The sequence below is a fragment of the Paenibacillus sp. PCH8 genome (assembly GCF_002968835.1).
Taxonomy (GTDB): Bacteria; Bacillota; Bacilli; order Paenibacillales; family Paenibacillaceae; genus Paenibacillus.
The window spans coordinates 25,666-49,033 of record NZ_PKQK01000005.1 but is presented as its reverse complement, the minus strand read 5'-3'; the positions used below and the strand labels follow the sequence as shown (position 1 = coordinate 49,033).

The window sequence follows — 23,368 nt, the reverse complement described above, 5'->3', positions numbered from 1 at the left end:
TCAATGGAAAACACGCAATGCGGTCATCATTTCACGGAAAGAAATGGCATACCGATCTGGTGAAAAAGACAAGCTCATATGTTGTCTGCCCTGGATACGGATATATTCACGCAATTTCTTGTTGTTCATAAGGTCCTTTGCTTCGGAGACAGCTGCCTTGACATTGCCGATCGGGTAGAACTTTCCAGTCTTATTATGTGTGATAAATGAACGCACACCGTCCGAATCCGTACTGAGTACCGGGCAGCCACAACTGATGGCTTCAGCGACGGCATAGCCGAATCCTTCAAGCAGTGAAGTGGACAAGAGGATGCCCCTGAAGCGGCAATCATGGAATAGAATGTGGGCATCTGAGAATGAGGAACATTGATGAAGATACCAATCCGATCCTCAAGCCCGTATTCGGCCAGCATGTGTCGAAACATGACTTCATCTTCAGGATTAGCCAAGGTGGGATCATGAAACAACCATAGTCTGGCTTTCGGATTTTTTTTGATGATTTTACTGGATATGGTTAGATATTCACGCCAGTTCTTGTTGTGTTCGAGTCGCCCTACCCATGCCAGCACCGGATAGGGCGGGGTATCTACCAAGATCGGGGCAAATGTGTCTGTATCCAGCATATTGGAAATAACAAATCGATGAAGCCAAGGGCAGATATGAATGAACATATCCAGTAGGTGGTCTGTGGGAGGTAGAACAGCAGCATCGCAATGGGCTTGAAGATAAGGTACAGCCATCTGTATAGTTTCCAGAGCCTGTTCGCGCGTTCCCAGTCCCTGAGCTTCGTAAATAATTCGCCCTGTATAGCCAAGCCCTCTCAGGCGACCCGGCATGGCAATGTCCGAGGTAGCAATAATGGCATCATAATGTTGGGTATGAATTAAATGATGAATATCCTCATCCCTGGATACGGTGAAGATGGGGGTATCGCTGTTGTTCTGTAATCCAGAACCTGTATTGAGATACAATAGGTGCGCTTCAATGCCATGACGTTTCAGAACAGCGGTGCGCAGTCGATTGAGCGTATCCACGCCACCGCTTGGAACATAAAACGTGAATAATACTTTCACACGGTTCACCCTCTGACTTTTGGTCAGGAGCACATTCTCCTGTACTCTATGTTACGTTCTCTATAAGCACAGGGTGTGGGTGTTACTCAAAGTGTTCACAATTTGGACAACTATTTTTAAGCTTTCTTTTAAGTGACATTAAGCTGAGGCTAGGATAGCTCATATAAGATACAAGGAACTTCCCGTGCCCATCACATTATATAAGTTCAACGTAACATTTACACGCTAACGGAGAGGGCAGAAATAACTTGAAGAAGCGAAGCGTTCGCCTTTATCCCCGGATTTTTCCTTCTGAATGAAGGAATCAAAAAAATCTGGGGATAACAGTGATCGGAAGGTTATTCTGTCATCGGAGTGCAAGTGTAATATTTTTCAGTTGAATTTATATAACGAACGATGCTGCACGGGTATTTTAACGGGAAAGGATGAATGATGTGCTCGAAGTGAAACAGATCAGCAAAGTGTATGAAGGGCAGCGCGGCGTGCAGGAACTGGATTTCACCATGGAGCGTGGTGAGATTGTCGGATTTCTCGGGCCCAATGGGGCTGGCAAAACAACGACGATGCGTATGATTACGGGCTATCTGCATCCTACCGCGGGTTCCATTCTCGTAGATGGGGTCTCCGTGCATGATCAGGGCCGGAGTGTTCGTTCCAAGATTGGCTATCTGCCTGAGACCCCGCCCCTCTACCCGGACATGACCGTACAGTCTTATCTCAAGTTTGTAGCGAATCTCCGAGATGTCCCGGCACGTGAAATCAAGCTGCGGGTCAGTGAGATGGTAAGCAGGTTGGGACTTCTAGGTCGGGAAAAACAATTGGTACGCGGGTTATCCAAAGGATACAAGCAACGCCTCGGGCTGGCTGGAGCCATTATTCATAAGCCGGATCTGCTTGTCCTCGATGAACCAACCTCGGGACTTGATCCGAATCAAATTATCGAGATCCGGGATCTGATTCGGGAGCTGGGCGATAACCATACGGTACTTCTTAGCACACATATTTTGCCTGAAGTGAGCGCGCTCTGTAATCGCATGCTAATTATTAATCAGGGACAGCTCGTGTTGGACGGTTCACCTCAGCATTTTGGATCGGCGATGGGTGATCAATTCAAGGTATCGATTGAAGTGAAAGCCACCGCGCAGCAACTACATAACGTGCTCACACCATGGGAGAAGGTGGATAGTGAAGTCATTCAGACACCAGATGTGAAAGCTGCCAAAGAACCTTTGCATGCTTCAGATTCAGCGGATACCGTCAAAATGCTGCTTACTGGAGTAAACTCGGAGGATTTCCGGGAAGAGCTGTTCTACCTTTTATCTGGTGCAGGATTGCCTATATTGGAGATGAAGAAGGAGAATCTCAGTCTGGAGCAGATCTTCCTGAAGCTGACCACGACCGAGACAACCGGGACAGAAGCGGATTCTGCCGATGTGGATAAAGTAGATAACAGCGATACAGGTCATGCAGATGTTTCCGATGCCGGGGAACAGGTGGATCAGGATGCTACTTGGGATATCGACTCGTCGTCGAGTACATCGACGAATGTTCCGTCTGATTCTCATACAGGGGAGGACTCCAAATGAGACGAATGATGGCGGTATGCAACAAGGAGTTGCAAGCTTATTTTCTGTCACCGACCTCCTATTTTGCTTTTGCCATATATGTACTGATGACCAGTCTGTTGTTCTATTCGAGCTTCGTGTATTACCAGCCGAGCATCGTCGACTATCGTCTCGTGCTGGGGGATACGTTATCCATGCTGCTGTTTGTGGTGCCTCTGTTAACGATGCGTTTAGTCGCAGAAGAGTTCAGGCAGGGAACGGATGAATTGCTGCTGACCTCTCCGGCACGTGTCACTGAAATTATTTTTGGCAAATATCTGGCTTCACTCGCCATTCTGATCGTGCTTATCCTGTGCAGTCTGGTGTATCCCTTCATTATGTCGTTCTATGGGACACTGGATTTCACAACGGTATGGATGTCTGCGTTAGGTTTATTCTTCCTTGGCGGAAGCATGATGGCGATCGGGTTGTTTGCTTCTACGTTATCCCAGCATCAGATGGTGTCTGCGGTGGCGGGTTTTATTATTTTGCTCGTTTTGTGGATGCTTGATTCATTCGCGGGCAATACAGGATCTGCTTTACAGCAGTGGCTGAGCCCGTTTGCGCTGACGAATCGGTTCGACAGCTTCATGAAGGGCGTACTCAGTGGCCCGGATATATTGTACTATGTCACACTTTCAGGTGTGTTTCTGCTGTTAAGCATTCAAATTGTGGAACGGAAGCGGTGGAGGTGAGAAGATGAAAAAATGGTTAAGTCATACCAACAGTACCGTGCTGTCCGTAGCGGTGATTGGCATCTTTATTTTGCTAACACTGTTCCTGAATTCACTTGGCGGCTTCCAGCTGGATCTGACCTCGAACAAACAATATACCTTATCTGACCAGTCGCTTACTGCGATCAAAAATGTGAAGGATGACGTCAACATTCTGGTGTTAACTGTCGAAAATGCGAACAACACCGTCCTGAACCGCGAGGTAACGGATATGGTAGAGGAATACACGAAACGCAATAGCAAGCTGAAGCTAAAGCAGTATAATCTGACCCAGGAACCTGCGCTTGCATCCAAATATGGGATAACCGGCAGCTCCATTGTGTTGGAGCAGGGAGATCAACATAAGGTGATTGATATCGCCAGTTTGTTCACCGCGACAGGGGACGGAAGTGATGGATCATATGAGTTTACAGGTGAGGAGAAGTTGACCCAGGCGCTCATGAATATGTCATCCACCGAGATGCACAAAATGGTCTTTTTGACTGGACATGAAGAGCTGAGTCTCGATCAGATGACTACGCTACAGTCCTCCCTGGAACAGAATAATGTGCAGACGGAAGAGTTGCAGCTGAATCAAGCCGGTAAGGTTCCCGGAGATGCAGATGTGCTTGCCATCATTGGTCCACAACGTGACATCAGTGATACGGAAATGAAAGCTATTCGCACCTATTTGAGTGATGGAGGCAAGTTGTTATTATCCCTCGGATTCGTAGAAGATATGAAATCCAGTTGGAAAAACATCGATGCCCTGATGGCTGACTATGGCGTCGTGGATAAGCATGCGGTCATGGTGGATCATCAGCAAGCCAGTACGATGGGACTGCTCTGGGTGGTGCCGGAGTATGGGACACATGCAATTACGGACAAACTCGCTGCGAGCCAGTTGGTTCCGATGTTGGCGCTATCGATTGCGTTGACCACCAAAGAACAGGATAAATACACGTTATCTCCATTAATCCATTCCTCGGACGATAGTTATGGAGAGACGAATATTGGTGGGTTGTTGCAGAATGAAACGACCAATGATCCGGATGTAGACATTCAGGGTCCTGTAGAACTTGGCTATGCAGCTGATACGACGGATGGTAAACCGAAGGCGGTTATTCTGGGCTCATCCATCTTCATGCAGGATTCGGAAATAGCCAATGGCGGCAATCTGGATTTTATTCTGAATACAGTGAACTATTTAAGTGAAAAAGAAGATGGACTGACGATTCGCCCACGGGTCCAAGCGAGTTACGAGATGGCTTACCTGAACGGTGAACAGGCTAGAACGATTTTCTTCGTAGCGATTGTCGCGTTCCCGCTGATCTTTGTTATAATCGGTGTACTCTTATGGTGGAGGCGCAGACAAGTATGAGAAAATGGGTTCCAACCATCCTGGTTGTAGTTGTGCTGATCGTGGGCTGGATGTACGCAGCAAGTCAGAATTATTTTCGAGAAGAAGAAGCGGTACAAACGAAGTTGCTTGGTATTCAGTCCGGGGATATTCAATCGATTACGATACATGATACTGAGGGTACAACTGGGGCAGTAGCATCTTCGACGTTGGAGCTTGAGAATGGTGTATGGCAGATGGTTGAACCGAAAGCTTACCCTCTCAACGGTTATAGCGTGAGCAGTTGGCTTGATGCCCTGAGTGGCGCGAATCAGGAACTGATGGTAGAAGAAACACCAACGGATCTGGATAAGTACGGATTGGGCACTGGTGCTTCACAACTGGATATGAAGTTGAAGGATAATCGTGAACTCAAACTGGCAATCGGGGGTGAGTTGCCCGCAGATGATGCGCGTTATGTGCAGGTTAACTCAGGTCCCGTGGTGGCTGTGCAGACGGAGACGATTACCAATATCGCCTTATCACGTCGGGATCTGCTGGATACAACGCCTTTTAATATGGATGAGACGAATGTCGCTTCTCTGGAGTGGGAAGGTGAGGCAGCCAGTTGGATGTTGAAAACCACATCAGAGAATGGTGCGGTGGAACAGGCGTGGACTCTGAATGGTCAATCTATTGCAGCCACAGATGCCGTATCTCTCATTGGCAAAATCAAAAACTTGTCTACAGCGGATGATGTACGCCAAGCTTCCGAGCTGAAGGGAACCGTCCCTCGCTTCACCCTTTCTGTTGAACAGACGGTAAATGGACAGCAAATCAGGGAGGTATATCGGGGGCTTACCCTGCCATCCGATCCCAATCAGATCTGGGTCATTACCCCGGATGGTGTGTGGGCATATGCCATGGATGTGAATAGTCTGACGGAGGCGGAGAAGTTCCCGGATACGATTAAAGCATCACCGACTTCGTCGAATGAATCATCAAGTTCCGCTAAATAATGAAATGAAGAGAAAAAAAGCGATTGATCTTAACTTGAGATGAAATGCAAGTTGCATGAGACAGTGCTGCGATTATTAGCAGTACTGTTTTTTATTTTTATAAGCGACAACGACTCCACCAACTGACCATAGATATAAACCCAAAGACTACAGGATAAAGTACCATATCCTTTCAGCATATCGGCACGTACACAAGCGCATCCTAACGTAGTGACCTAAACCAACAACATTGGAGGATGAGTACATGCCAGCAGTCAAAAAGGCAACAGCTATTACATTATCCTTGTCTACTGCAATTTTTGTAATGGCCGGCTTGACAGGTTGTGGCACGAATCGGGATACGAACAATATGCATACGCAAAGTGTGCGTCAGCAAGCGAATGGCATTAACCGTTACGGTGTAGAAACGAATGGCATGGACGGCATTCGTGCCAAAAGTTATCGCATGCATAATGTTACCGACCTGAAATCCAGTGAAGAACTGGCGAAACGGATTACGGAGATGAAAGAGGTTCAATCCGCCCGTGTCATGTTAACAGATCGTAATGCTTATGTAGCTGTTCGTTTGGCAGATGGTCACACAGGCAAGCTGGAAAGCAAGTCGACTGGTCGCACGAATGGTACGTTGAATGGAACCATGCGTAGTCATGCCAGTGACACTATGCGTGGTGGAAACATGAATCGGGATATGGGCGGTATGCGTGTGAATGGCGGAACCGGAACCATGTCTCCGTACAGCACCAGTGGAATTGCTCCAGGACTGAACACAGACACTGCAACAGACCGCAGCCATATGGGCAATGATCGTGGTATTTATGGCACGATGGGCACAGGAGCGGTTGGCATGATGCGTGGTCTGACGAACAGTGGCAAAGCACGTGGGACGGACGATGGACATTATGGTATGAAGAGTGAAGGGAAACGTGTAGATAGCACGGATGATAACACATCAGCTGAGATTAAAGGTAAGATCTCAGCCAAGATTAAGCAATTTGCACCGAACATTGAGAATGTATATGTATCGGCCAATCCGGATTTTGTGGAGCATGTCGAGAACTATTCCACAGATATTCGCAATGGTAAACCGGTCAGTGGCATGATCAATACGTTCCAATCGATGGTTGAACGTATTTTCCCAACGAATGCGATGAATTCAAATCACCGTGATGGCATCCTTGGGGATGGTCTCATGAACCGTAATCATAACGATGGCGGCGTGATGAACCGAATGAATCGATAAGGACCAAAGTGCATAAACAAGTGTGCCTTTGCGCGGATGGCAACATCAGTCGCAAGGGCATGTTTGTTCTAATGAAATATGATTTTATACGATCTATTACATATAAGATTGTACATGTTCTTTGTGGACAATGAATTCCATAATTAGCAACACAACTTGGGCAAGGAGGTAACCATATTTCGAAGGAGATATGGTTTGAAACAAACCCATTCTCAGATGACTAAAACCCTTGCTTCCATTGTCTTTTGAGATGGACAGCTTTCATTATGAAGTCATAAAAGTGCTTTTTGTGTCGTATCATTGCCTTTTGGAGATGCTAAAAGAAAACATAAATTGTGGCGTGTTAAAAATTCTAGGTCGAAGTTAGATTCCGTTACATTATTGGAAAACGATAATATAACATATTCATTTTAAATAAGTCAAATGAATATGTTATACCGAGGAGGCGGTTTTGATGAGGAAAATTATTCTTAAAGCAGTTGATGAGTTCGATAAGAAACTTTACTCAGTATCAGCTATTGATTTCAAAAAGAACAAAATATCCGTTCAATTTAAGGGTAATTTAGAAAATGTTTATGAATTCGAGGATATTTGTATAATTCAATCAACAGAGATGATTGATAACAATGGAAATGAGGTATACGAGTCGGATTTATTATCTGATGGAGTAAAAACCTTCTGTATCAATTACAACAAAAGTAAGGGACTCTATTGCGGGACAGAAGTTAATAGCGTTGAGGAGGAGTCTTTGGAAGTATTGCTGAGGAGAAGATTTATTGTTGTAGGTAATTTTTATACCGAAAAGGCGAGGTGAATTATTCCACTCGCCTTTTCCTTTTAAAATAGTGAATATTTTGATTGTCTGTTTGAAAATGCAGGTTGTGTGCCTTCGAGAATATCAACAATGGATTTATTGATATCAATATTTTCTATTGCCCCTGACTTATAGCTGATGTAGTTATTATTTGATTTGTTCATTTGAGCATGAACAATTTGTTCTGCATCACAAACAACAGCTAGATTTGGATTGTGTGTAACCATGATTATTTGTCTTCTCTTTTTGGCTTCTTTTATGCAAGGAACCAACATTTTGAAAACCGATTGGTTATCAAGATTTTCTTCGGGCTGATCAATAATTAACGGTATGTCATCGTTATCGACCAATAAATAAAATGTCAGTAGTAGTGCGCCTTTTTCACCGGGAGATAGCTTGGATATTTCTTTGTCTCCAAGCTTTAGGCTGTAGAATGGCTTTAAATATTCAAGAGAAAATAAATATTGGTAGAAATCTAGAACCGTAGCATTCTTTATTAATTGCAATTCAATATTTGAAGAATCTGGAATGCTGGAGTTATTAATCATTTGATTCAATAGCTTGTCTAAGAATGAAACAGTGGAATCAATATTGCTGAAATGGGCTTCCTCAAGGAGAGTCGATAGTAATTTTCTACCTTCCTCTGTTCCGTAAAATTTGCCTCGAACTCCTTGATTGATTTTTCCTAATACTCCGTCTAGCGCCGCGCTACCATCAATGGAAACTTCAAACTTCAATTCATAATCAACATCAGTTAATGAATGTTTATCGATAAATTCTTGTACTGGTTTGTATAGGTTTGAATAAATTTCAGATATTTTCAATATGTCAGCGAAAATCTCTTGTGTCTTTGCAACTCTAAGCTCCTTGTGTTTGGTGATTTCATTTTGAAGTTCCGACTGTAAATATGAAATATCTTGCGTGAAATTCGTAATTTCAGAGAAAATGTCATCTCTTTTAGTCTCCCAATCTAACAACGCTTTTTTGTACACATGATATTTTTGCGTTGGTTCATCAAGCCTGCTCTGGGCGTTTTTGATTTCAAAATCAAGTTTTTCGCGTTGTTTTATCAAACTATTGGTTTCATTATCGCTTAGCTCTTTAGTAAGTAGTGTATCTTGTGTAAGTAAATTAGACTGAATGTTTTTCAGTGCAGATAAATCTACATTTAACTTAACAATATTTTCAATCTGCAAACCGAGTGAAGTAACTTCATCAGAGCAATTTGAATTAAAATGAGCATATTGCATCTCGAAGTTTTTGATTTTATCTTCAAGTCGATGAGCCGCTGCTAGTTTATTTTTTACATCAATGTGTTTAGTTTTCTGACTTTCAATTAAAGCATTCAAATTTTGGAGTTGATTTTTATAATCGTCTACAAGCTGAGAAAGCTCTCGTAACTCTTCATTTAAGACTACACTTGCATCTGGAGGTAATATCTCTTCGGGCTTCTGTTTAACATGAGCTTCTAGTTCTTGTTCTTTGTTTTTGAGAAGTTCATGAACATTTGAAATGTGACTAGGAGTTGCTCTGTTCTCTAGTTTTATTAATTTCTCGTTAATAGCTAGAAGCTGCTCTGAAAGAATCCGTATAGACTCTTTAATTGTCTCGCTCTTATATTGAATTAATTCGTTAAGGGATGACTTATTATGCCTATCTTGAATTTCCACATGAGAGAAAATTACTTTCTTTAGTTCATTTTCAAATTTATCGTCTTCACTATTACAGAGTAACTCCAAGTAACGTTGAGGTAGATACTTTACTTTTTCGATCGAATGTTCTTTTGGATTCTCATCAAGAGATATACTTTCAGAAACGCCATTTTCCCAAACAAGAGTAGCTTCAAAATTTCGGGCTAATTTTCCCTGTCTAAATCGGTTTTTTGTAAGGAATGAGAAGTCACTTGAAATTTTAGTTCCTCCAGCTAAACCAATAATATCTGCTAAGGCACTCTTTCCATTTCCTTTATTACCGATAATTGAAACCAAGTCATGGTTTAGTTGTAATGTCACATCATCAAACCAACCGTTCACACCATTTATTTTGTTTACAGAAATCGATGAGATATACTTTCCCTTATTATTATTAATTGAGGATAGTTTAGGAGGCAGTTCACCAATGAAAACTCGCTCACCCCATTCATTTAATACTTGTTTGAGTCCTTCAAAGGTAGTGTCAGCTTTAAGCCAGGTGTAGCACTTCCCAAGTTTATCTTTTTCTGACGATGAAGAGCTGTAATGAGCATCGCTACAATCAAGTAACCTGTCATTAACTCCCGATTCATACAAAGAGTTTACAGCTTTATGGTAGTCTTCAGCAGAATATGATGATATAAAAACTAAATCAACACTGTTAATAATGCTTTTCTTTTCCGCTATGGAACCGTCCATCCATTTTATATCTGCCCACTCTGTTTTACCAACAGCGGTTATATATTTTCCAATAAAATGATGTTGATCAAGAGTTTTAAGTATTTGATTCTTATCAAGATTTAGATTGTTAAACCCTTCTTCCAAATCAGATTTGTAAAGTCCTCTTTGTTCCTCAGGAATAGTAGATTTTATCATTTGACCTAATTGTTCAAGCGTCCTTTTAGTCACTACAGAATTCCATCTCACTTGGGTTTCCCTTGCAAGAGGAGAAAGTTCGTATTTGCTTGTAAGAACATTAAGGAAACATTGTTCAATTAAGTCTGCATCAACTTGATCAGAAAAAATGACATGAAAGTTGATCCGACTAAGCTTGTTTTTCGCCCCACCAAATTTGTCGAGTCTGAGTTCAACAACAGGTAAAAGTAAATCAATATTAGACAGACGACCGTTGTCTTTGTACTGCTTGACCCTACGATAGCCATCAATAAATATATAGTCGTTAATGCCAAGAACTTTAATCTCTGATGGTAGGTTTTCTAGATCCCTTATGTAGTTTTCCCAAGTTTCGTCCTCAGTTGTTCCGTTAAAGTGATGTATTATTGAATATGGGGTATGCACGTGCAAGTCCCATTTTGTCCACATAGAGCCTTTTTCATAATTCATAGTAAAAACGTCCCTCCCCAAGGAATTTGTTGGAGATAAATTCGACAAAAGAGGATATATTTCCTGCTTTTGGTTGATTGCTTTTAGATTTTTGTTATTGATAGAAGGGAGTTAAGACCTAATCTTGCTCTGGTATACTTAAAAGAGCTTTAATATAACATTACGCTTGAAGACCATTGTGCAATTAAACACTTATTGAATAAAGTAGTCATTCTGTCCTATAACATGAATTGAATTGTTTTGGTTTTTTCTCTGCTCATTCGTCTAAGTGCAGAACTTTTTGTAAATAATAAAAGGAATCTACTTAGTAAACTAGAATACCTTCTGTATTAAATAATTCTTTAGCAAATGTGAACGGTGGTGAGTTTATGAACGAGCAGATTGTAACTGCAGCAATACGAGTGCTGAAAGAACATCATGGTTTTGCTCGAACAAAAGATTTCATTATGGCGGGTATATCTCCTTATTACATAAAAAAGCTGGAATCCAATGGTGAAATTGAACGAGTAAAGCAGGGTATTTACCGACAGTCTGGTCAATTTAACGAACCGCCCAATGAAATGGTTGAAGTATCAAAGCTGGTTCCCAAAGGGGTTATATGTCTTCTCTCTGCGCTCTCTTTCTATGAACTGACAACTTACAATTCATGGGAATATCAGATTTCTATTCATCGAGGCGGTAAAAAGCCAAAGCTTCCAAACTATCCTCCTATTAAGGTAATCTATTTTGCAGATGCTCAATACAAAATTGGAATTGATGAAGTCTGTATCGATGGCTGGGCGGTTAAAATTTATGATCGTGAAAAAACAATTTGTGATATGGTGAGGTATCGTGAAAAAATTGGAATTGATTTGATGAAGGAAGGGCTGAGGAATTACCTTCAATCTCCCACAAAAATATAACAAAGCTTGTCTCCTATGCTGATAAGCTACGAATTCGAACGGTTTTGCAAAAGTATCTGGAGGTGCTGATCTGATGAGCGAGATTAAAAATATCTCCGCCTCTGTTTCTGAACGCTTGAAAAATATAGCGAAAAAATCAGGGAGAGCGTTTGATACTTTACTATTGCTTTATTTTCAGGAGCGATTTTTGTATCGTTTATCCATTTCTGAGTACAGGGATAGATTCATTTTAAAGGGTGGGTTGTTTCTGTTCTCACAAACCCAGTTCAAGGCACGTCCAACCAAAGACGTTGATTTTCTCGCCAGACAGATTGCTAATGAGCTGGATTTATTAAGAGAGTCATTTGTCTCCATTTGCTCAATAGCTGTTCCCACGGATGGTATTGTATTTCAGTTGGATGAAATGACAACGGAGAGAATTAAAGAAGATGCTGATTATGAGGGCGTAAGAATTAAGGTAACCGCTCTTCTAGGGCGGATGAGAAAAAGCTTGCAGTTTGATATTGGATTTGGCGATGTGGTGGTCCCTAAGCCGCAGCTTATTGAATATCCTGTTCTACTGGATATGGCAGCACCACAAGTACAAGCCTACTCGAAGGAATCCGTCATTTCAGAAAAATTTGAAGCCATGATTACATTGTCTGTGATGAATAGTCGGATGAAGGATTTTTATGATATTTATACGCTGTTAACAACGAACAACTTTGATGGTCGAATTCTTTACGAGGCAGTGTCTGAAACCTTCCAACAACGTGGCACAATATTAGAAAAAGAGCATCCTCTGTTTCTTGAAGAATTTGCTAAAGATGAAGGTCGGACAAAACAGTGGCAGGTTTTTCTGCGTCGTTTAGGGATTGAAGAGCAACTTGCATTTCAGGATGTGATGGATGCTCTTGTTTCTTTTCTTGAACCTGTTTATCATTCAATAATTGATGAGAAAGAGTTTTTCAGGTGTTGGAGTTATACAAAAAGAGCGTGGATGAATAATACTGATTCATACATAAGTTTATGAAACATGCACCAACTATTATAGAGCGATGTATGCAAATTCCTGCCCATTTTTCTTATAAAACTGAACCAACGCCCCTGAGCTGACATAAGATGAGTTGACTGTATCCCCTTAACCTTGTTACACCAACACAACCCGAGCAAGGAGGGGTGAACATTGAAGGGTATCGATCATAAAAGCAAATTTTTGTTAACCCACCGTGAACGCGAAGTATTCGAATTACTGGTTCAAGACAAAACAACGCGTGACATCGCAGGGCAGTTATTCATCAGCGAGAAAACGGTGCGTAACCATATTTCGAATGTGATGCAGAAACTCAATGTTAAGGGTCGTTCGCAGGCAGTTGTCGAGCTGATTAAGCTTGGAGAACTGAAGATTTAGTTGCGAATTACAGTTAGGATGAATGAAGTAGCAGCATGAAAGCCTTTCTCTATTCTTTATCATGAAGAATGGGGCAAGGCTTTTTTGCTGGTATGGACGATGAAGTGAGGGAATTAACAATAAATTGAGGGGAAATCCGAAGTGCAGCATTGCTTGTTTTAAACATTTTAGTAGACCATAATGATTACATATTTGAAGCAGATAAGGCAGTAGGTAAGGCTTGAAAGTGAATCACTGGTAGAAAGGATGATCTAATTGGACCGTTTCTTAAATGAATTTGAAGACCATTTTAGAGCGGGTTTTCTACCCGATCTGGAACAAACGCTGGCTAAGGTGCAGCATGAAAAAGTATATGCTTGTGCCTTTGGAACGGACAGCGATTGGGTAACGCTGTTTATGACGGTAAATACAGAGGAGTCATTGAGCAAACATATCACCGATATGAAGGAACAGGAGTTGTGCGACAGCGAGCAGGACGAAATCTATTATAGATGGGGCTGCTCCGAATATCAGTATGGAGAGGATACGCACTTTAACCACATCAGCCGATTGTTGTATGCAACAGAAGAGGTTCAGAAGTATAAGGATGAGATCATTAGAATTATCGCCGAAGTTGTAAATGAGACAGCAGATGACGTTTTTGCCCGATATGGACAAGTCAAAGGGGACATTACGTTCTTCATATCGATGACAGATGATGATATGGCTGAGGACATTGAAAATCAATCTGTTCAACAAATGACAGCAGACAGCTTGGTAAGTGGATTTCTTACACGATACGATGAATTGAACTGAGCTTTAGTAGCACCCAAGTCTTTCCCTATTCCTATCCAAAAGAATGGGGTGAGGCTTTTTTTACTTTCCAAAAAGAAAATAAGTGAATTCTTAAAATTACAAGTTTGTATTCATTTGAAGGAAAATCCTCTTGATTTGCTGAATCGTCTTGATTAAAATGAAGTTATAAAAATGATTTTCCTTTTTAATTAAAAATATATAAAAATAATTTTCATGAAGTGAGGGACCTATGGCAGCCATATTACATGCGTTGCAACAAGAACTGAATAACCTTCCGTCTCAGGAACGACGCATTGCCGAAGTCATCATGGAATCTCCATCGGACATTCCCGGCTGGACGATTAGTCATCTGGCACAGCAGAGTGGAACGAGTGCGGCGACGGTAACCCGCTTTTGCAAATCGTTTCATTTCAAAGGATTTCCTGATTTCAAAATGAAACTCGCCGCAGAATTGTCCCATTCTTCCGATGAAACGGCGTATCAGGATATCGTAGCAGGCAACCCGCTTTCCAAAATTGTTGCAGCCATTGAGGCGAACCACCTTGCATCCATCGCAGATACCACCCGTTTGCTGGACTTGGGCAGATTGGAGCATGCGGTTCAACTATTATGCAAGGCTCCTCGCATTGATCTGTACGGTGTAGCTACTTCGTCTATTGTCACGCAGGATTTCTATCAGAAACTGGTGCGCATCGGCAAGAGCTGTACTGCCTTCTCGGATTCACACATGCAGATTACATCGGCATCTTCGCTGGCCGAGGGGATGTGGCGATGGCCGTATCTTATTCAGGAGAAACGCCGGAGACTATTGATGCACTGCATTGTGCCAAACAGGCTGGAGCTTCAACGATTTCACTGACTTCTTATGGCAATAATACACTCGCAACCGTCTCGGATATCCCACTCTTCACGTCTTCTCTGGAAGAGGGCATGAGGCGGGGCGATATGGCTTCACGTATTGCACTGCTGCATGTGGTCGATATTTTGTTCACGGGCATGGTGAGTGCCGACTTCGACCGTTTTATCCCCAGACTGGAACAATCCTATCACAACGTGCAGTCTTATCGCGTACAACACAACGGAGGTGCTTAACCAGATGAATATACGTATTTTTGAAAATGAAGAAGATTTGAACGCCATGGGTGCTGGAGTCATCGCCAGTTTATTACAGACGAAACCACGAGCCGTCCTCGGACTTGCAACGGGAAGTTCTCCTGTAGGTATATATAAACAGCTAATTACGTTGTATCAAAAGGGACTGGTCAGTTTCGCTCAGGCTTCTTCCTTTAATCTGGATGAGTATGTCGGACTTCCAACGGAACATCGGGAAAGTTACCGCAGTTTCATGAACGAACAATTATTCCGTCATATTGATATCGATCCAACCAAAACTCATGTGCCTGATGGCCAGGCTAACGATCTGGAACAAGAATGTAATTCCTATGAACAAAGGCTGGATGATCGTGGACCGGTAGACCTTCAATTGCTGGGCATCGGACATAATGGCCATATTGGTTTCAATGAACCAGGAACCGAGCTGACCGGACGAACACATGTCGTGGATCTAAAAGAAGAGACGAGAAAGGCCAACGCACGCTACTTCGACAGTATTGATCAAGTTCCGGTTCAGGCCATTACGATGGGTGTGGGTACCATTCTGAAAGCCAAACAGATTCTGCTCATCGCCCGTGGAGAGGAGAAAGCCGAGATTATTCGCGAGGCGTTCATGGGACCCATAACGACAGCTTGCCCAGCATCGCTTTTGCAATGTCATCCGAATGTGGTGGTCTTGCTGGACCGTGCCGCAGGGAGGCTGGTGAGATGATTGCATCGAATGGAGATATGAACGGAACGGAGCGTCATGAACCCATTTCTCTTCTTCAGGGTAAAATGGTGCTGCCGGACGGCGTTGTAGAACAGGGTGTACTCGTCTGGGGTAACGGAAAAATTCTCTATGCGGGCCTGCCGGAAGGCTTGCCCGAGTCTATTCGGCGTGAAGCCGTATCTGTTTCTGTACCTGAACAAAGTATAATCGTACCGGGATTCATTGATATCCATGTGCATGGTGGGAACGGAGAAGACTTCATGGATGCCGACCCGGAAGTATTGGACAAGATCACTTCTTTTCATAGTACACAGGGCACAACAGCGATGCTTGCGACCTCCATGACTGCTCCCAAAGAACGTCTGGATAATGTACTTGCTGAAGTGGACCGCTATCGTTCCGGCCCCATGCAGTACGCACAGCTTGAGGGCGTACATCTGGAAGGGCCGTTCTTTAGTCCGAAATGGCCTGGCGCACAAAACCCGGAGCATATCATGCTACCTGATGTTTCCTGGCTTGAAGCATGGGAGAAGCAATATCCTGGCCTGATCCGTCAAGTGACATTGGCACCGGAACGTGAAGGCGCGCTGGAAGTTATCTCATGGCTGCGTGAACAGCGGATTACTGCAGCACTCGGTCATACCGATGCGACTTATGAAGAAGTGGAGCGGGCAGTCGAAGCTGGCCTGCATCATGCGGTACATACGTTCAATGCCATGACACCGCTGCATCATCGGAATCCCGGAGCGGCTGGAGCTGTTCTGAGTGATCCGCGCATCAGTGCCGAGGTGATTGCTGACGGCATTCATGTGCATCCTGCGGCAATCTCCATTTTGGCTCAACTGAAGCAACATGATGATCAACTCGTGTTAATTACGGATGCGATGTCTGCTGCGGGACTGGATGATGGGGAGTATAAGATTGGCGACTTGCCTGTAATCGTGAAGCATGGTGAGGCCAGACTGAAAGAAGGCGGCGCACTGGCTGGAAGTACGCTGACGATGATTCGTGGTTTCCGGTATCTGGTGCAGGAAGTAGGTATGAGTCTGAATGCTGCTTCTCGGGCAGCCAGTCTGACCCCTGCACGTCTGCTTGGGATTGATCACCGGACAGGTTCCCTGGCTCAAGGAAAACAGGCAGATTTCGTTTTGCTGAATGCGGAGCTGGATATTGAGGGTGTGTGGGTGAAGGGCAGACGAATGGGCGAGTGAGCTTGGGATCGGGAAGGATCAGCACTGTCAGTTACTGCCTGAGAGGAAATGCCCCGGATAATATGTTAAAATAGATCTCAAAAAGACGGGATCTGCGGATCACGCATAACGGAGGCGTGAAACATGGAACGTAACGCTATGCTCGAACATGATCCGTTTATCACAGTGCTAGCGGAGAAATTGCACATACACGGATACTATGCCTTTTATGGTGAGCATTACAATGAGACCGATATGGAGCAGTATCGCAAGCATCTGTTCACATCATTCAGCAACATCGTATGGGTCGAACTGGACGCACTCAAAAAGTATATGATTGTGGATCATCGTGGACGCAACACGGTCATGAAACTGATTGAGGGTATGTTGAACACGCGCAGAACGCTGCGGGCGAACCAAGCGATGGCAGGTACAGATACCTCTGGAGTCCAGCAGGAAATCACACATTTGTCCAAGCTTGTGCACATGCTGAAGTTCACGACGTTTCGCACATAAGAAAACAGGAACAGCATTAACATTAAGAGGAAATGAATTGACTAGAATGGATCGACAGTAAGAAATGGATTGGATTGTATTTGCACGAGTAGTCTTCTCCAGAGTGCCGCTGTGCTAACGAATCGGAGACACCTTATTTCAATGATTTCGCAGCTATTCAAAATCTAACGAACCTCAGGCACGCTATCTCATCGCAACTCGCGATATTTAGGTGCAAAAGCATGTTTTCGGCGTAAATAAGGTGTATACGATTCGTTACATTTTCAAATTTGCGATATTTGAGCAATAGGGCGTGTGTGATTCGTTAGACGGGCGTTATAAAGAAACCTTCCAATCCCAATAGGCATACTGGGCTCCACCACATGTTCGACCACTCTTATATCCAGCCAGAAGATCCAGCGAGCGCTACTTGTAGGCAGATATGCTATCGTTACAATAGTTTGGCTTATATAATTAACGAAAAAGAGAGCGCCTTATCATTACTGAAGGGGCTCTCTTTGTGTTTGGTATAACGGCTACATCTACAAATCAATCATTAGCCACTTAACTTCACTGATCCTCAGGCCAGACTGCTCGCCCTCCCCCGTAGACCACTGAGTCGCATAGTACAACCAACTCATCTCATGCCAAATCCTTATCTCAAATCTTTATCTGAACGAAGTCACAAAGCTGCTGAACAGCGTCCGAACATCATACTGGTACTGGTTGATCGGCTCAATTGGACGATTCTCTCCAAGCAGGGTGTACACGGCGATCCGCGCCGCCCGGACTGAATATTCTTCCGTGAATACCACGTCGTCGGGAATTTCACAGAATTGGCTGATGAAGGCCAGATTGGTGGAGCCTTCAGGCACAACCTTCGGTCTGTCGCTGTTCAGTCTTGGCATGAATTGGGATGTAATGTAAGGCATCATGCACGGAATGCAGTTAGCTGTAGCCATGATCGCCTCTTGATGCTCCTGGAAATGAAGATGGCCGATTAACTCCTGCATGATCTCCTCGCCCGTACAATCGCACATTCTTTTTTTCACATAGTCGCCTACATTATCCGGGTACAATCCGTAACCCCAGAACACCTTGACATGCTCCGGCTGACCGCGGAAATGCGGTTGGAAGGCGAGAACGACGGACATGAACCAGCTGGAATCTTTAAAGGTAACCAGAGCCCCGGTACCTGCCCGGTTACGCGTGAATTTCTCCATCAGATCGAAGAAGACTGAATCATGGAAGGTGACGGTGAACGATTCCCATTTGGACTTATCCACATGGTCGTTAAATGAAGACGGATTACCCAGCAACGGTTGCTTGGCCGCAATGTTCTCCCACAGCTTCCATGAACTGCCCTTGCCTTTCAGCTGCGGAGCGGAAGTCATGGAGCCAAGGTCTGCTCCTTCGGTCATCGAGCCGTTCGTTACGATGACCAGATCGCCCTCTTGAATGTCAAAGAATTCCTCGGCACCGTTTCGGCGTACATGCATCCGAGTGACCGTAATGCCATCGCCGTCTTGGAAGTCGAGATCGGTGACGGTGCATTTCAGCGTAAAGTCTACGCCGAACGGCTCCAGGTATCTTTGCAGAGGCAGGATGATCGAGTCATATTGGTTGAACGGTGTGCGAGTGACACCTTCCAGTGTTTGAATTCTTGGGAATTCGTGGAAAAAGCGGAGCATGTATCGTTTGAATTCCACGGCGCTGTGCCAAGGCTGGAAAGCAAAGGTGGTTGCCCACATGTACCAGAAGTTCGTTTGGAAGAAGTGCGGGCCAAACAAGTCGTTAATCCGCAGCTTACCCAGCTTGTCTTCGGGAGTAACAATCAGTTTGCCCATCGCCAGTCGATCTGCCATATCAAATCCCATGGACAGCACATCCTCGACTTTGCCGTCACGGTTGATGAGCCGCGCTTGAGAGTGTGTGGGATTAGCATCGTCAAATTCGGTAATTTCTTGTCGAACAGACTTGTCGGGATGATCGATGGAGGGGATGGAAGCCAGTAGCTCCCAGAGATTTTCATAGGCCTCATCATTAAGCATCCGCCCGCCGCGGATAATATAACCTTGATCGGGATTCCCGGCCCCGTCATTACTGCCGCCGAGAATCGGCATTTCTTCAATAATGTGAATGTTCTGCCCAGGAAAGTCACAGTCTCTGACCAGATATGCTGCACCCGCCAACGATGCAATGCCGCCGCCTACCAAATAGACCTGTTTATTACCGTGTTCTTTTTTCACGATCATTCGCCTCCAAAAGTTACTGTAATCACATTCCTAATGTAAACCTTGCAGGAGAAGTAAGGTATGGCCAAAAGAACGTGAGTGTCTATTTTTTAGTCACTTTTGGAAAAGTGTCTAACTTTTAGTCACGAAATCTCATGTGAAAAAAGCCGCACATTCTCAAGGGGATGGTAGCTTATTTTCATATCGGTGTAGTGCTCTCAGGACATTGCCTTCGATCAGCTCACTGAGCTTCTCAATAATCTGTTTTGGCGGTTCTTTCATGTCATTTCTCATCCACTGAATAATTAGCCCAGTGAAAGCCAGCGTATAGAAGTTGGCAACGAACTGTCTGTCCTCGCTACGAACTTGTATTCCACAGGCCAACTCATCAATGACGCCCATAATTAGATCACAGGTCACGTCATAGAGGTACACATCCAGATGGGCACGTCCAAGTGAGTCGAGTGTGTTGCAGCAGAACGACTTGTTATTCTCAATGTAGCAGAAGATTTTGTGAAATCCATCCGTCCATGTGTTGTAGCTTCGATACTCCGTCAGGCTTTCCACCGCTTCAGTCTTATAGATCCACCCAAGCAGCGCGTAAATATCCTGAAAATGATAATAAAAGGTTTGTCGGTTCACTCCGCAATCGTCAACCAGATGTTTGACCGTAATTTTGTTCAGTGGAGTATGCTCCATCAGTGATTTAAGCGAATGAGCCAGCGCATTTTTCGTTAGGTGAGAAGCAGACACAATATTCACCTCATTATTGAGATTTAGGCTTGCTGGGAACCCAACAAAGAGATTAACATCCAGAACCTAAATATGTAATATCATTCATCACTGCAAGATAAAAGAAAACGATCAATGTAGTCCTCAACATAGAAGATAATTCCTCGTACTAGCATTGAACTAATGCATGAATTGATTGCTAAAGAAACGACAACCTTATAGGCCATCGTTTCTTTAGCAATCAATTTCTTTTAATAACCAGACGGCTTACAGGTAGCCACTTGTTCGCAATCCTTACAGCCCACTGTAATGAGTTAAATAAATAATTTACACGTTCACGGAGTGGGGAGAAAAAAGCTGAAGAAGCGAAGCGTTCGCCTACAAGCTTTCTGTAAGAAAGCTACTTCGGAAGCATATGCTATCACCAGATTTCTCCCTTTTAGAAAAGGAAATCAAAGAAATCAGGGGATAACAGCGATCGGAGGCTTATTCTCCCCGCGTAGTGACCTCCGTGTAAGTGTGTGTTTTAACTTTTACAAACTCTTCATAAACTCAACAATCGTCAACAACCCTTTATCAAAGTTCTCCAGGTTGAAGTGTTCGTTCGGTGCATGCAGATTCTCATCCGGCAAACCAAAGCCCATCATCACGGCAGGTACACCGAGTACACGGGAAAGCTTCTCAACAATCGGAATGGAGCCGCCGTCTTTGGTAAAGAGGGCACGTACACCATACACTTTCTCATACGCATCCGCTGCTTTTTGCAGTACAGGATCGGTAGGGTCGGTGTTGAACGCAAAGGCCTTCTCGATCTGTTTCACATGAAGCGTTGCGCCCGGTTGAACGTGAGTGCGCAGGTGGGCTTCAATGCGGTCCAGCACATGTTGTGGATCTTGGTCCGCAACGAGGCGGCATGTAATTTTGGCATGAGCTTCCTTCGGAATAACGGTTTTACTGCCCTCACCCTGGAAGCCACCCCATATGCCGTTCAGTTCCAGCGTTGGACGTGCGCCAATACGTTCCACGAAAGAGTAACCTTCTTCGCCGTACAATTGCTCCAGACCAAGGTCTTGGCGAAGCTGTTCTTCATTGAAGCCTTGCTTCACGAATTCCTCTCTCATCTCAGGGGACAATGGCAGAACACCATCATAGAAACCATCTACACTTACACGGCCTTGCTCATCATGCAATGAAGCGAGCAGGGACACGAGGGCATGCAGTGCGTTCGGTACACCACCGCCGAATGATCCGGAGTGCAAGTCTGTATTCGCTGTGTTCAGATCCACATGAAGGGAGCATAAGCCGCGCAGTCCAGTGGAGATTGCCGGTTTTCCTTTTTCGAGCAGAGACGTATCCGAGATCAATACCATGTCTGCACGCAACTTGTCCGTATGTTCATTCAGATAGATCGGCAAGTTCGGGCTGGAGATTTCCTCTTCGCCTTCGATACAGAATTTCACGTTAACCGGAAGTTCGTTGTTCTCGGCAAGCATGGCTTCCACGGCCTTGATATGTAGGAAAATCTGTCCTTTGTCATCCGTTGCGCCACGGGCATACAGCTTGCCATCACGAACGGTTGGTTCGAAAGGAGGCGTATCCCACAGATTCAGCGGATCGACAGGTTGTACATCGTAGTGTCCGTAGATCAGAGCTGTCGGTTTGCCGGGAGCATGCAGGTGGTCTGCATAGACAATGGGATGACCAGCCGTGTGGATGACCTCTACATTTTCCATACCTGCACGTGTGAGCGCATCAGCTGCCCATTGTGCTGCACGATTAATATCCTCTTTATGGTCGGAAATGGCGGAAATACTTGGAATGGATAACCATTCATTCAGTTCTGCCAGATGTTTCTCTCTATTTTGTTCAAAATAAGTCTGTTCTTTCATTTAAAAGATCCTCCTTCATGTTTGCTATATCTCATTGTAATCCATTTTGCCATGTTAATAAAACATTGGTTAAAAAATGATCCGTTACGCACCGTTTCATTCATGCGAAGATTGTGTGTGTAATACAGGAAACGGATGTTATCCATATATTCTCAGATGTATGCCAGCAGGTCTACCATTCAACAGGGGAGTTGAGGAAGATTCGATGACAGTCAGACCCTATGCAAGCAGGCAGGTGAGCACCGCTGGAACCGAATAGAAGAGAAGGGTTTTCTGGCAGATTCAAGTGGTTATCCGGTTTGAAGGCGGGAAGACATAAAGGACGATTTTACCGAAACAGCCTAATGCTGATCTTACTCATTGCCAGCATTCCGGGGTTAATCACAGGCATCGTCATGTATCAACAGGTCGTTGGCCGGATGGAGACAGAATTTAACCGGATGCATCAGAACCAGATCGAGAATCGGGCACGTAATGTGGACGACCAACTGGCTTATCTGGAGATGACCTTATCCCATTGGGCGTTTGAACCGAGGTTTGGCGATGCACTGCGGACGCTGGAATTTATTTATTATTTCAATGAAACTCAGGAGATTGTGACTACATTATATGTGTTGCAGGGTTCGCATCCACTGATCAAATCAGCGCAGCTATATTTGCAAGAACCGCAGCCGATCCTGTTTAATCGGGACTATACCAAATTGAAAGATGAAGCCAGAGTACAGGCATATGACCGTTATCTGACCATGGGCAACCATGTGTACTGGACAGACTGGGTGTCCAACACGAACAGCGATATAACACATTCGATGAATCATAGTTTATTGCATACGGATGAAGGCAATCAGCCCCTTTGACTTCGGTCACTTTGCCGGTCAAGCTGGTGATGACGTTGCCGTAGCTGTGGGATATCAGCACAGTTATATTAATCGGATTTTCAAGAAAAAGGAGGGTGTAACGCCGAGTCAGTATCGCGATCGATGGTTCGGACAATAGCGATAGACAGCAGTCGGTTATGCGCCTGTCATCTTTCTTTGAGCGGTATCCACAGTTGTGGATGCCGTTTTTTTCATTGTGTA

Annotated in this window: 20 protein-coding genes and 2 pseudogenes; 16 read left to right on the top strand and 6 right to left on the bottom strand. The window is 44.2% G+C overall.

Annotated elements, in window-relative coordinates:
- Positions 1–129, bottom strand: a complete 129-nt coding sequence (locus C0Q44_RS32055) for a hypothetical protein (protein ID WP_483874457.1) — start codon at positions 127–129, stop codon at positions 1–3.
- A gap of 12 nt (positions 130–141) precedes the next feature.
- A pseudogene (locus C0Q44_RS32050) lies at positions 142–306 on the bottom strand (glycosyltransferase); the annotation flags it as partial.
- A gap of 1,192 nt (positions 307–1,498) precedes the next feature.
- Here C0Q44_RS32050 and C0Q44_RS24260 point away from each other — a divergent pair.
- The 6 genes from C0Q44_RS24260 (at position 1,499) to C0Q44_RS24235 (ending at position 7,802) form a co-directional block, all read left to right on the top strand.
- On the top strand, positions 1,499–2,659 hold the full coding sequence (locus C0Q44_RS24260) for an ABC transporter ATP-binding protein (RefSeq protein WP_105409789.1): 1,161 nt from the start codon (positions 1,499–1,501) through the stop codon (positions 2,657–2,659).
- Positions 2,656–3,372 (top strand): ABC transporter permease subunit, encoded by a 717-nt coding sequence (locus C0Q44_RS24255; RefSeq protein WP_105409788.1) that lies wholly within the window; start codon positions 2,656–2,658, stop codon positions 3,370–3,372. The genes C0Q44_RS24260 and C0Q44_RS24255 overlap by 4 nt, the downstream gene beginning before the upstream one ends.
- Before the next feature lie 4 nt (positions 3,373–3,376).
- Positions 3,377–4,771, top strand: coding sequence for a GldG family protein (locus C0Q44_RS24250; RefSeq protein ID WP_105409787.1), 1,395 nt, complete (start codon positions 3,377–3,379; stop codon positions 4,769–4,771).
- On the top strand, positions 4,768–5,748 hold the full coding sequence (locus C0Q44_RS24245; RefSeq protein ID WP_181151159.1) for a DUF4340 domain-containing protein: 981 nt from the start codon (positions 4,768–4,770) through the stop codon (positions 5,746–5,748). The genes C0Q44_RS24250 and C0Q44_RS24245 overlap by 4 nt, the downstream gene beginning before the upstream one ends.
- A 244-nt stretch (positions 5,749–5,992) precedes the next feature.
- Positions 5,993–6,988, top strand: a complete 996-nt coding sequence (locus tag C0Q44_RS24240; protein ID WP_105409785.1) for a YhcN/YlaJ family sporulation lipoprotein — start codon at positions 5,993–5,995, stop codon at positions 6,986–6,988.
- Between the two features lie 454 nt (positions 6,989–7,442).
- Positions 7,443–7,802, top strand: coding sequence for a YopX family protein (locus tag C0Q44_RS24235; protein ID WP_105409784.1), 360 nt, complete (start codon positions 7,443–7,445; stop codon positions 7,800–7,802).
- Positions 7,803–7,825: 23 nt separating this feature from the next.
- On the opposite strand, the gene C0Q44_RS24230 is transcribed toward C0Q44_RS24235, so the two are convergent.
- Positions 7,826–10,837, bottom strand: coding sequence for a TrlF family AAA-like ATPase (locus C0Q44_RS24230; protein WP_105409783.1), 3,012 nt, complete (start codon positions 10,835–10,837; stop codon positions 7,826–7,828).
- A 368-nt stretch (positions 10,838–11,205) separates the two neighbouring features.
- Here C0Q44_RS24230 and C0Q44_RS24225 point away from each other — a divergent pair, with 368 nt between their 5' ends.
- From C0Q44_RS24225 to C0Q44_RS24190, 8 genes and pseudogenes are all read left to right on the top strand, one after another.
- Complete coding sequence (locus C0Q44_RS24225; RefSeq protein ID WP_258166534.1) at positions 11,206–11,739, top strand: type IV toxin-antitoxin system AbiEi family antitoxin domain-containing protein; 534 nt, start codon at positions 11,206–11,208, stop codon at positions 11,737–11,739.
- 73 nt (positions 11,740–11,812) lie between these two features.
- Complete coding sequence (locus tag C0Q44_RS24220; RefSeq protein ID WP_105409782.1) at positions 11,813–12,751, top strand: nucleotidyl transferase AbiEii/AbiGii toxin family protein; 939 nt, start codon at positions 11,813–11,815, stop codon at positions 12,749–12,751.
- A 153-nt stretch (positions 12,752–12,904) separates the two neighbouring features.
- Complete coding sequence (locus C0Q44_RS24215) at positions 12,905–13,129, top strand: helix-turn-helix domain-containing protein (protein ID WP_017692532.1); 225 nt, start codon at positions 12,905–12,907, stop codon at positions 13,127–13,129.
- 255 nt (positions 13,130–13,384) lie between these two features.
- Positions 13,385–13,924 carry a DUF4303 domain-containing protein gene (locus C0Q44_RS24210; protein ID WP_105409781.1) on the top strand — a complete coding sequence of 180 codons (540 nt, stop codon included), beginning with the start codon at positions 13,385–13,387 and terminating at the stop codon, positions 13,922–13,924.
- Positions 13,925–14,153: 229 nt separating this feature from the next.
- Positions 14,154–15,016, top strand: a pseudogene (locus C0Q44_RS24205) (MurR/RpiR family transcriptional regulator).
- Between the two features lie 4 nt (positions 15,017–15,020).
- Entirely contained in the window at positions 15,021–15,749 is a 729-nt protein-coding gene (nagB, locus tag C0Q44_RS24200; protein ID WP_105409780.1) for a glucosamine-6-phosphate deaminase, read from the top strand.
- Between the two features lie 17 nt (positions 15,750–15,766).
- Positions 15,767–16,960, top strand: a complete 1,194-nt coding sequence (gene nagA / locus C0Q44_RS24195; protein ID WP_105409962.1) for an N-acetylglucosamine-6-phosphate deacetylase — start codon at positions 15,767–15,769, stop codon at positions 16,958–16,960.
- 123 nt (positions 16,961–17,083) lie between these two features.
- Entirely contained in the window at positions 17,084–17,455 is a 372-nt protein-coding gene (locus C0Q44_RS24190; RefSeq protein ID WP_105409779.1) for a hypothetical protein, read from the top strand.
- A gap of 647 nt (positions 17,456–18,102) precedes the next feature.
- Here the strand turns inward: C0Q44_RS24190 and C0Q44_RS24185 are convergent.
- The 3 genes from C0Q44_RS24185 to C0Q44_RS24175 form a co-directional block, all read right to left on the bottom strand.
- Positions 18,103–19,689 carry an oleate hydratase gene (locus C0Q44_RS24185; protein ID WP_105409778.1) on the bottom strand — a complete coding sequence of 529 codons (1,587 nt, stop codon included), beginning with the start codon at positions 19,687–19,689 and terminating at the stop codon, positions 18,103–18,105.
- A gap of 156 nt (positions 19,690–19,845) precedes the next feature.
- Entirely contained in the window at positions 19,846–20,421 is a 576-nt protein-coding gene (locus C0Q44_RS24180) for a TetR-like C-terminal domain-containing protein (protein WP_105409777.1), read from the bottom strand.
- Positions 20,422–20,933: 512 nt separating this feature from the next.
- Entirely contained in the window at positions 20,934–22,289 is a 1,356-nt protein-coding gene (locus tag C0Q44_RS24175; protein ID WP_105409776.1) for a dipeptidase, read from the bottom strand.
- A gap of 344 nt (positions 22,290–22,633) precedes the next feature.
- Between C0Q44_RS24175 and C0Q44_RS24170 the strand changes: the two genes are divergently transcribed.
- A complete protein-coding gene (locus tag C0Q44_RS24170) occupies positions 22,634–23,146 on the top strand; it encodes a hypothetical protein (RefSeq protein WP_105409775.1) in 513 nt (170 codons plus the stop codon).
- On the top strand, positions 23,124–23,285 hold the full coding sequence (locus tag C0Q44_RS29905; protein ID WP_146113507.1) for an AraC family transcriptional regulator: 162 nt from the start codon (positions 23,124–23,126) through the stop codon (positions 23,283–23,285). Before C0Q44_RS24170 ends, C0Q44_RS29905 begins: the two co-directional genes overlap by 23 nt.
- Positions 23,286–23,368: the final 83 nt, after the last annotated feature.

Bases quoted from the DNA above. Each gene is read 5' to 3' on its own strand.
- C0Q44_RS32055 (WP_483874457.1), bottom strand. From the start codon at position 129: ATGAACAACAAGAAATTGCGTGAATATATCCGTATCCAGGGCAGACAA.
- C0Q44_RS24260 (WP_105409789.1), top strand. From the start codon at position 1,499: ATGAATGATGTGCTCGAAGTGAAACAGATCAGCAAAGTGTATGAAGGG.
- C0Q44_RS24255 (WP_105409788.1), top strand. From the start codon at position 2,656: ATGAGACGAATGATGGCGGTATGCAACAAGGAGTTGCAAGCTTATTTT.
- C0Q44_RS24250 (WP_105409787.1), top strand. From the start codon at position 3,377: ATGAAAAAATGGTTAAGTCATACCAACAGTACCGTGCTGTCCGTAGCG.
- C0Q44_RS24245 (WP_181151159.1), top strand. From the start codon at position 4,768: ATGAGAAAATGGGTTCCAACCATCCTGGTTGTAGTTGTGCTGATCGTG.
- C0Q44_RS24240 (WP_105409785.1), top strand. From the start codon at position 5,993: ATGCCAGCAGTCAAAAAGGCAACAGCTATTACATTATCCTTGTCTACT.
- C0Q44_RS24235 (WP_105409784.1), top strand. From the start codon at position 7,443: ATGAGGAAAATTATTCTTAAAGCAGTTGATGAGTTCGATAAGAAACTT.
- C0Q44_RS24230 (WP_105409783.1), bottom strand. From the start codon at position 10,837: ATGAATTATGAAAAAGGCTCTATGTGGACAAAATGGGACTTGCACGTG.
- C0Q44_RS24225 (WP_258166534.1), top strand. From the start codon at position 11,206: ATGAACGAGCAGATTGTAACTGCAGCAATACGAGTGCTGAAAGAACAT.
- C0Q44_RS24220 (WP_105409782.1), top strand. From the start codon at position 11,813: ATGAGCGAGATTAAAAATATCTCCGCCTCTGTTTCTGAACGCTTGAAA.
- nagB (WP_105409780.1), top strand. From the start codon at position 15,021: ATGAATATACGTATTTTTGAAAATGAAGAAGATTTGAACGCCATGGGT.
- nagA (WP_105409962.1), top strand. From the start codon at position 15,767: ATGAACGGAACGGAGCGTCATGAACCCATTTCTCTTCTTCAGGGTAAA.
- C0Q44_RS24190 (WP_105409779.1), top strand. From the start codon at position 17,084: ATGGAACGTAACGCTATGCTCGAACATGATCCGTTTATCACAGTGCTA.
- C0Q44_RS24185 (WP_105409778.1), bottom strand. From the start codon at position 19,689: ATGATCGTGAAAAAAGAACACGGTAATAAACAGGTCTATTTGGTAGGC.
- C0Q44_RS24175 (WP_105409776.1), bottom strand. From the start codon at position 22,289: ATGAAAGAACAGACTTATTTTGAACAAAATAGAGAGAAACATCTGGCA.
- C0Q44_RS24170 (WP_105409775.1), top strand. From the start codon at position 22,634: ATGCTGATCTTACTCATTGCCAGCATTCCGGGGTTAATCACAGGCATC.
- C0Q44_RS29905 (WP_146113507.1), top strand. From the start codon at position 23,124: ATGAAGGCAATCAGCCCCTTTGACTTCGGTCACTTTGCCGGTCAAGCT.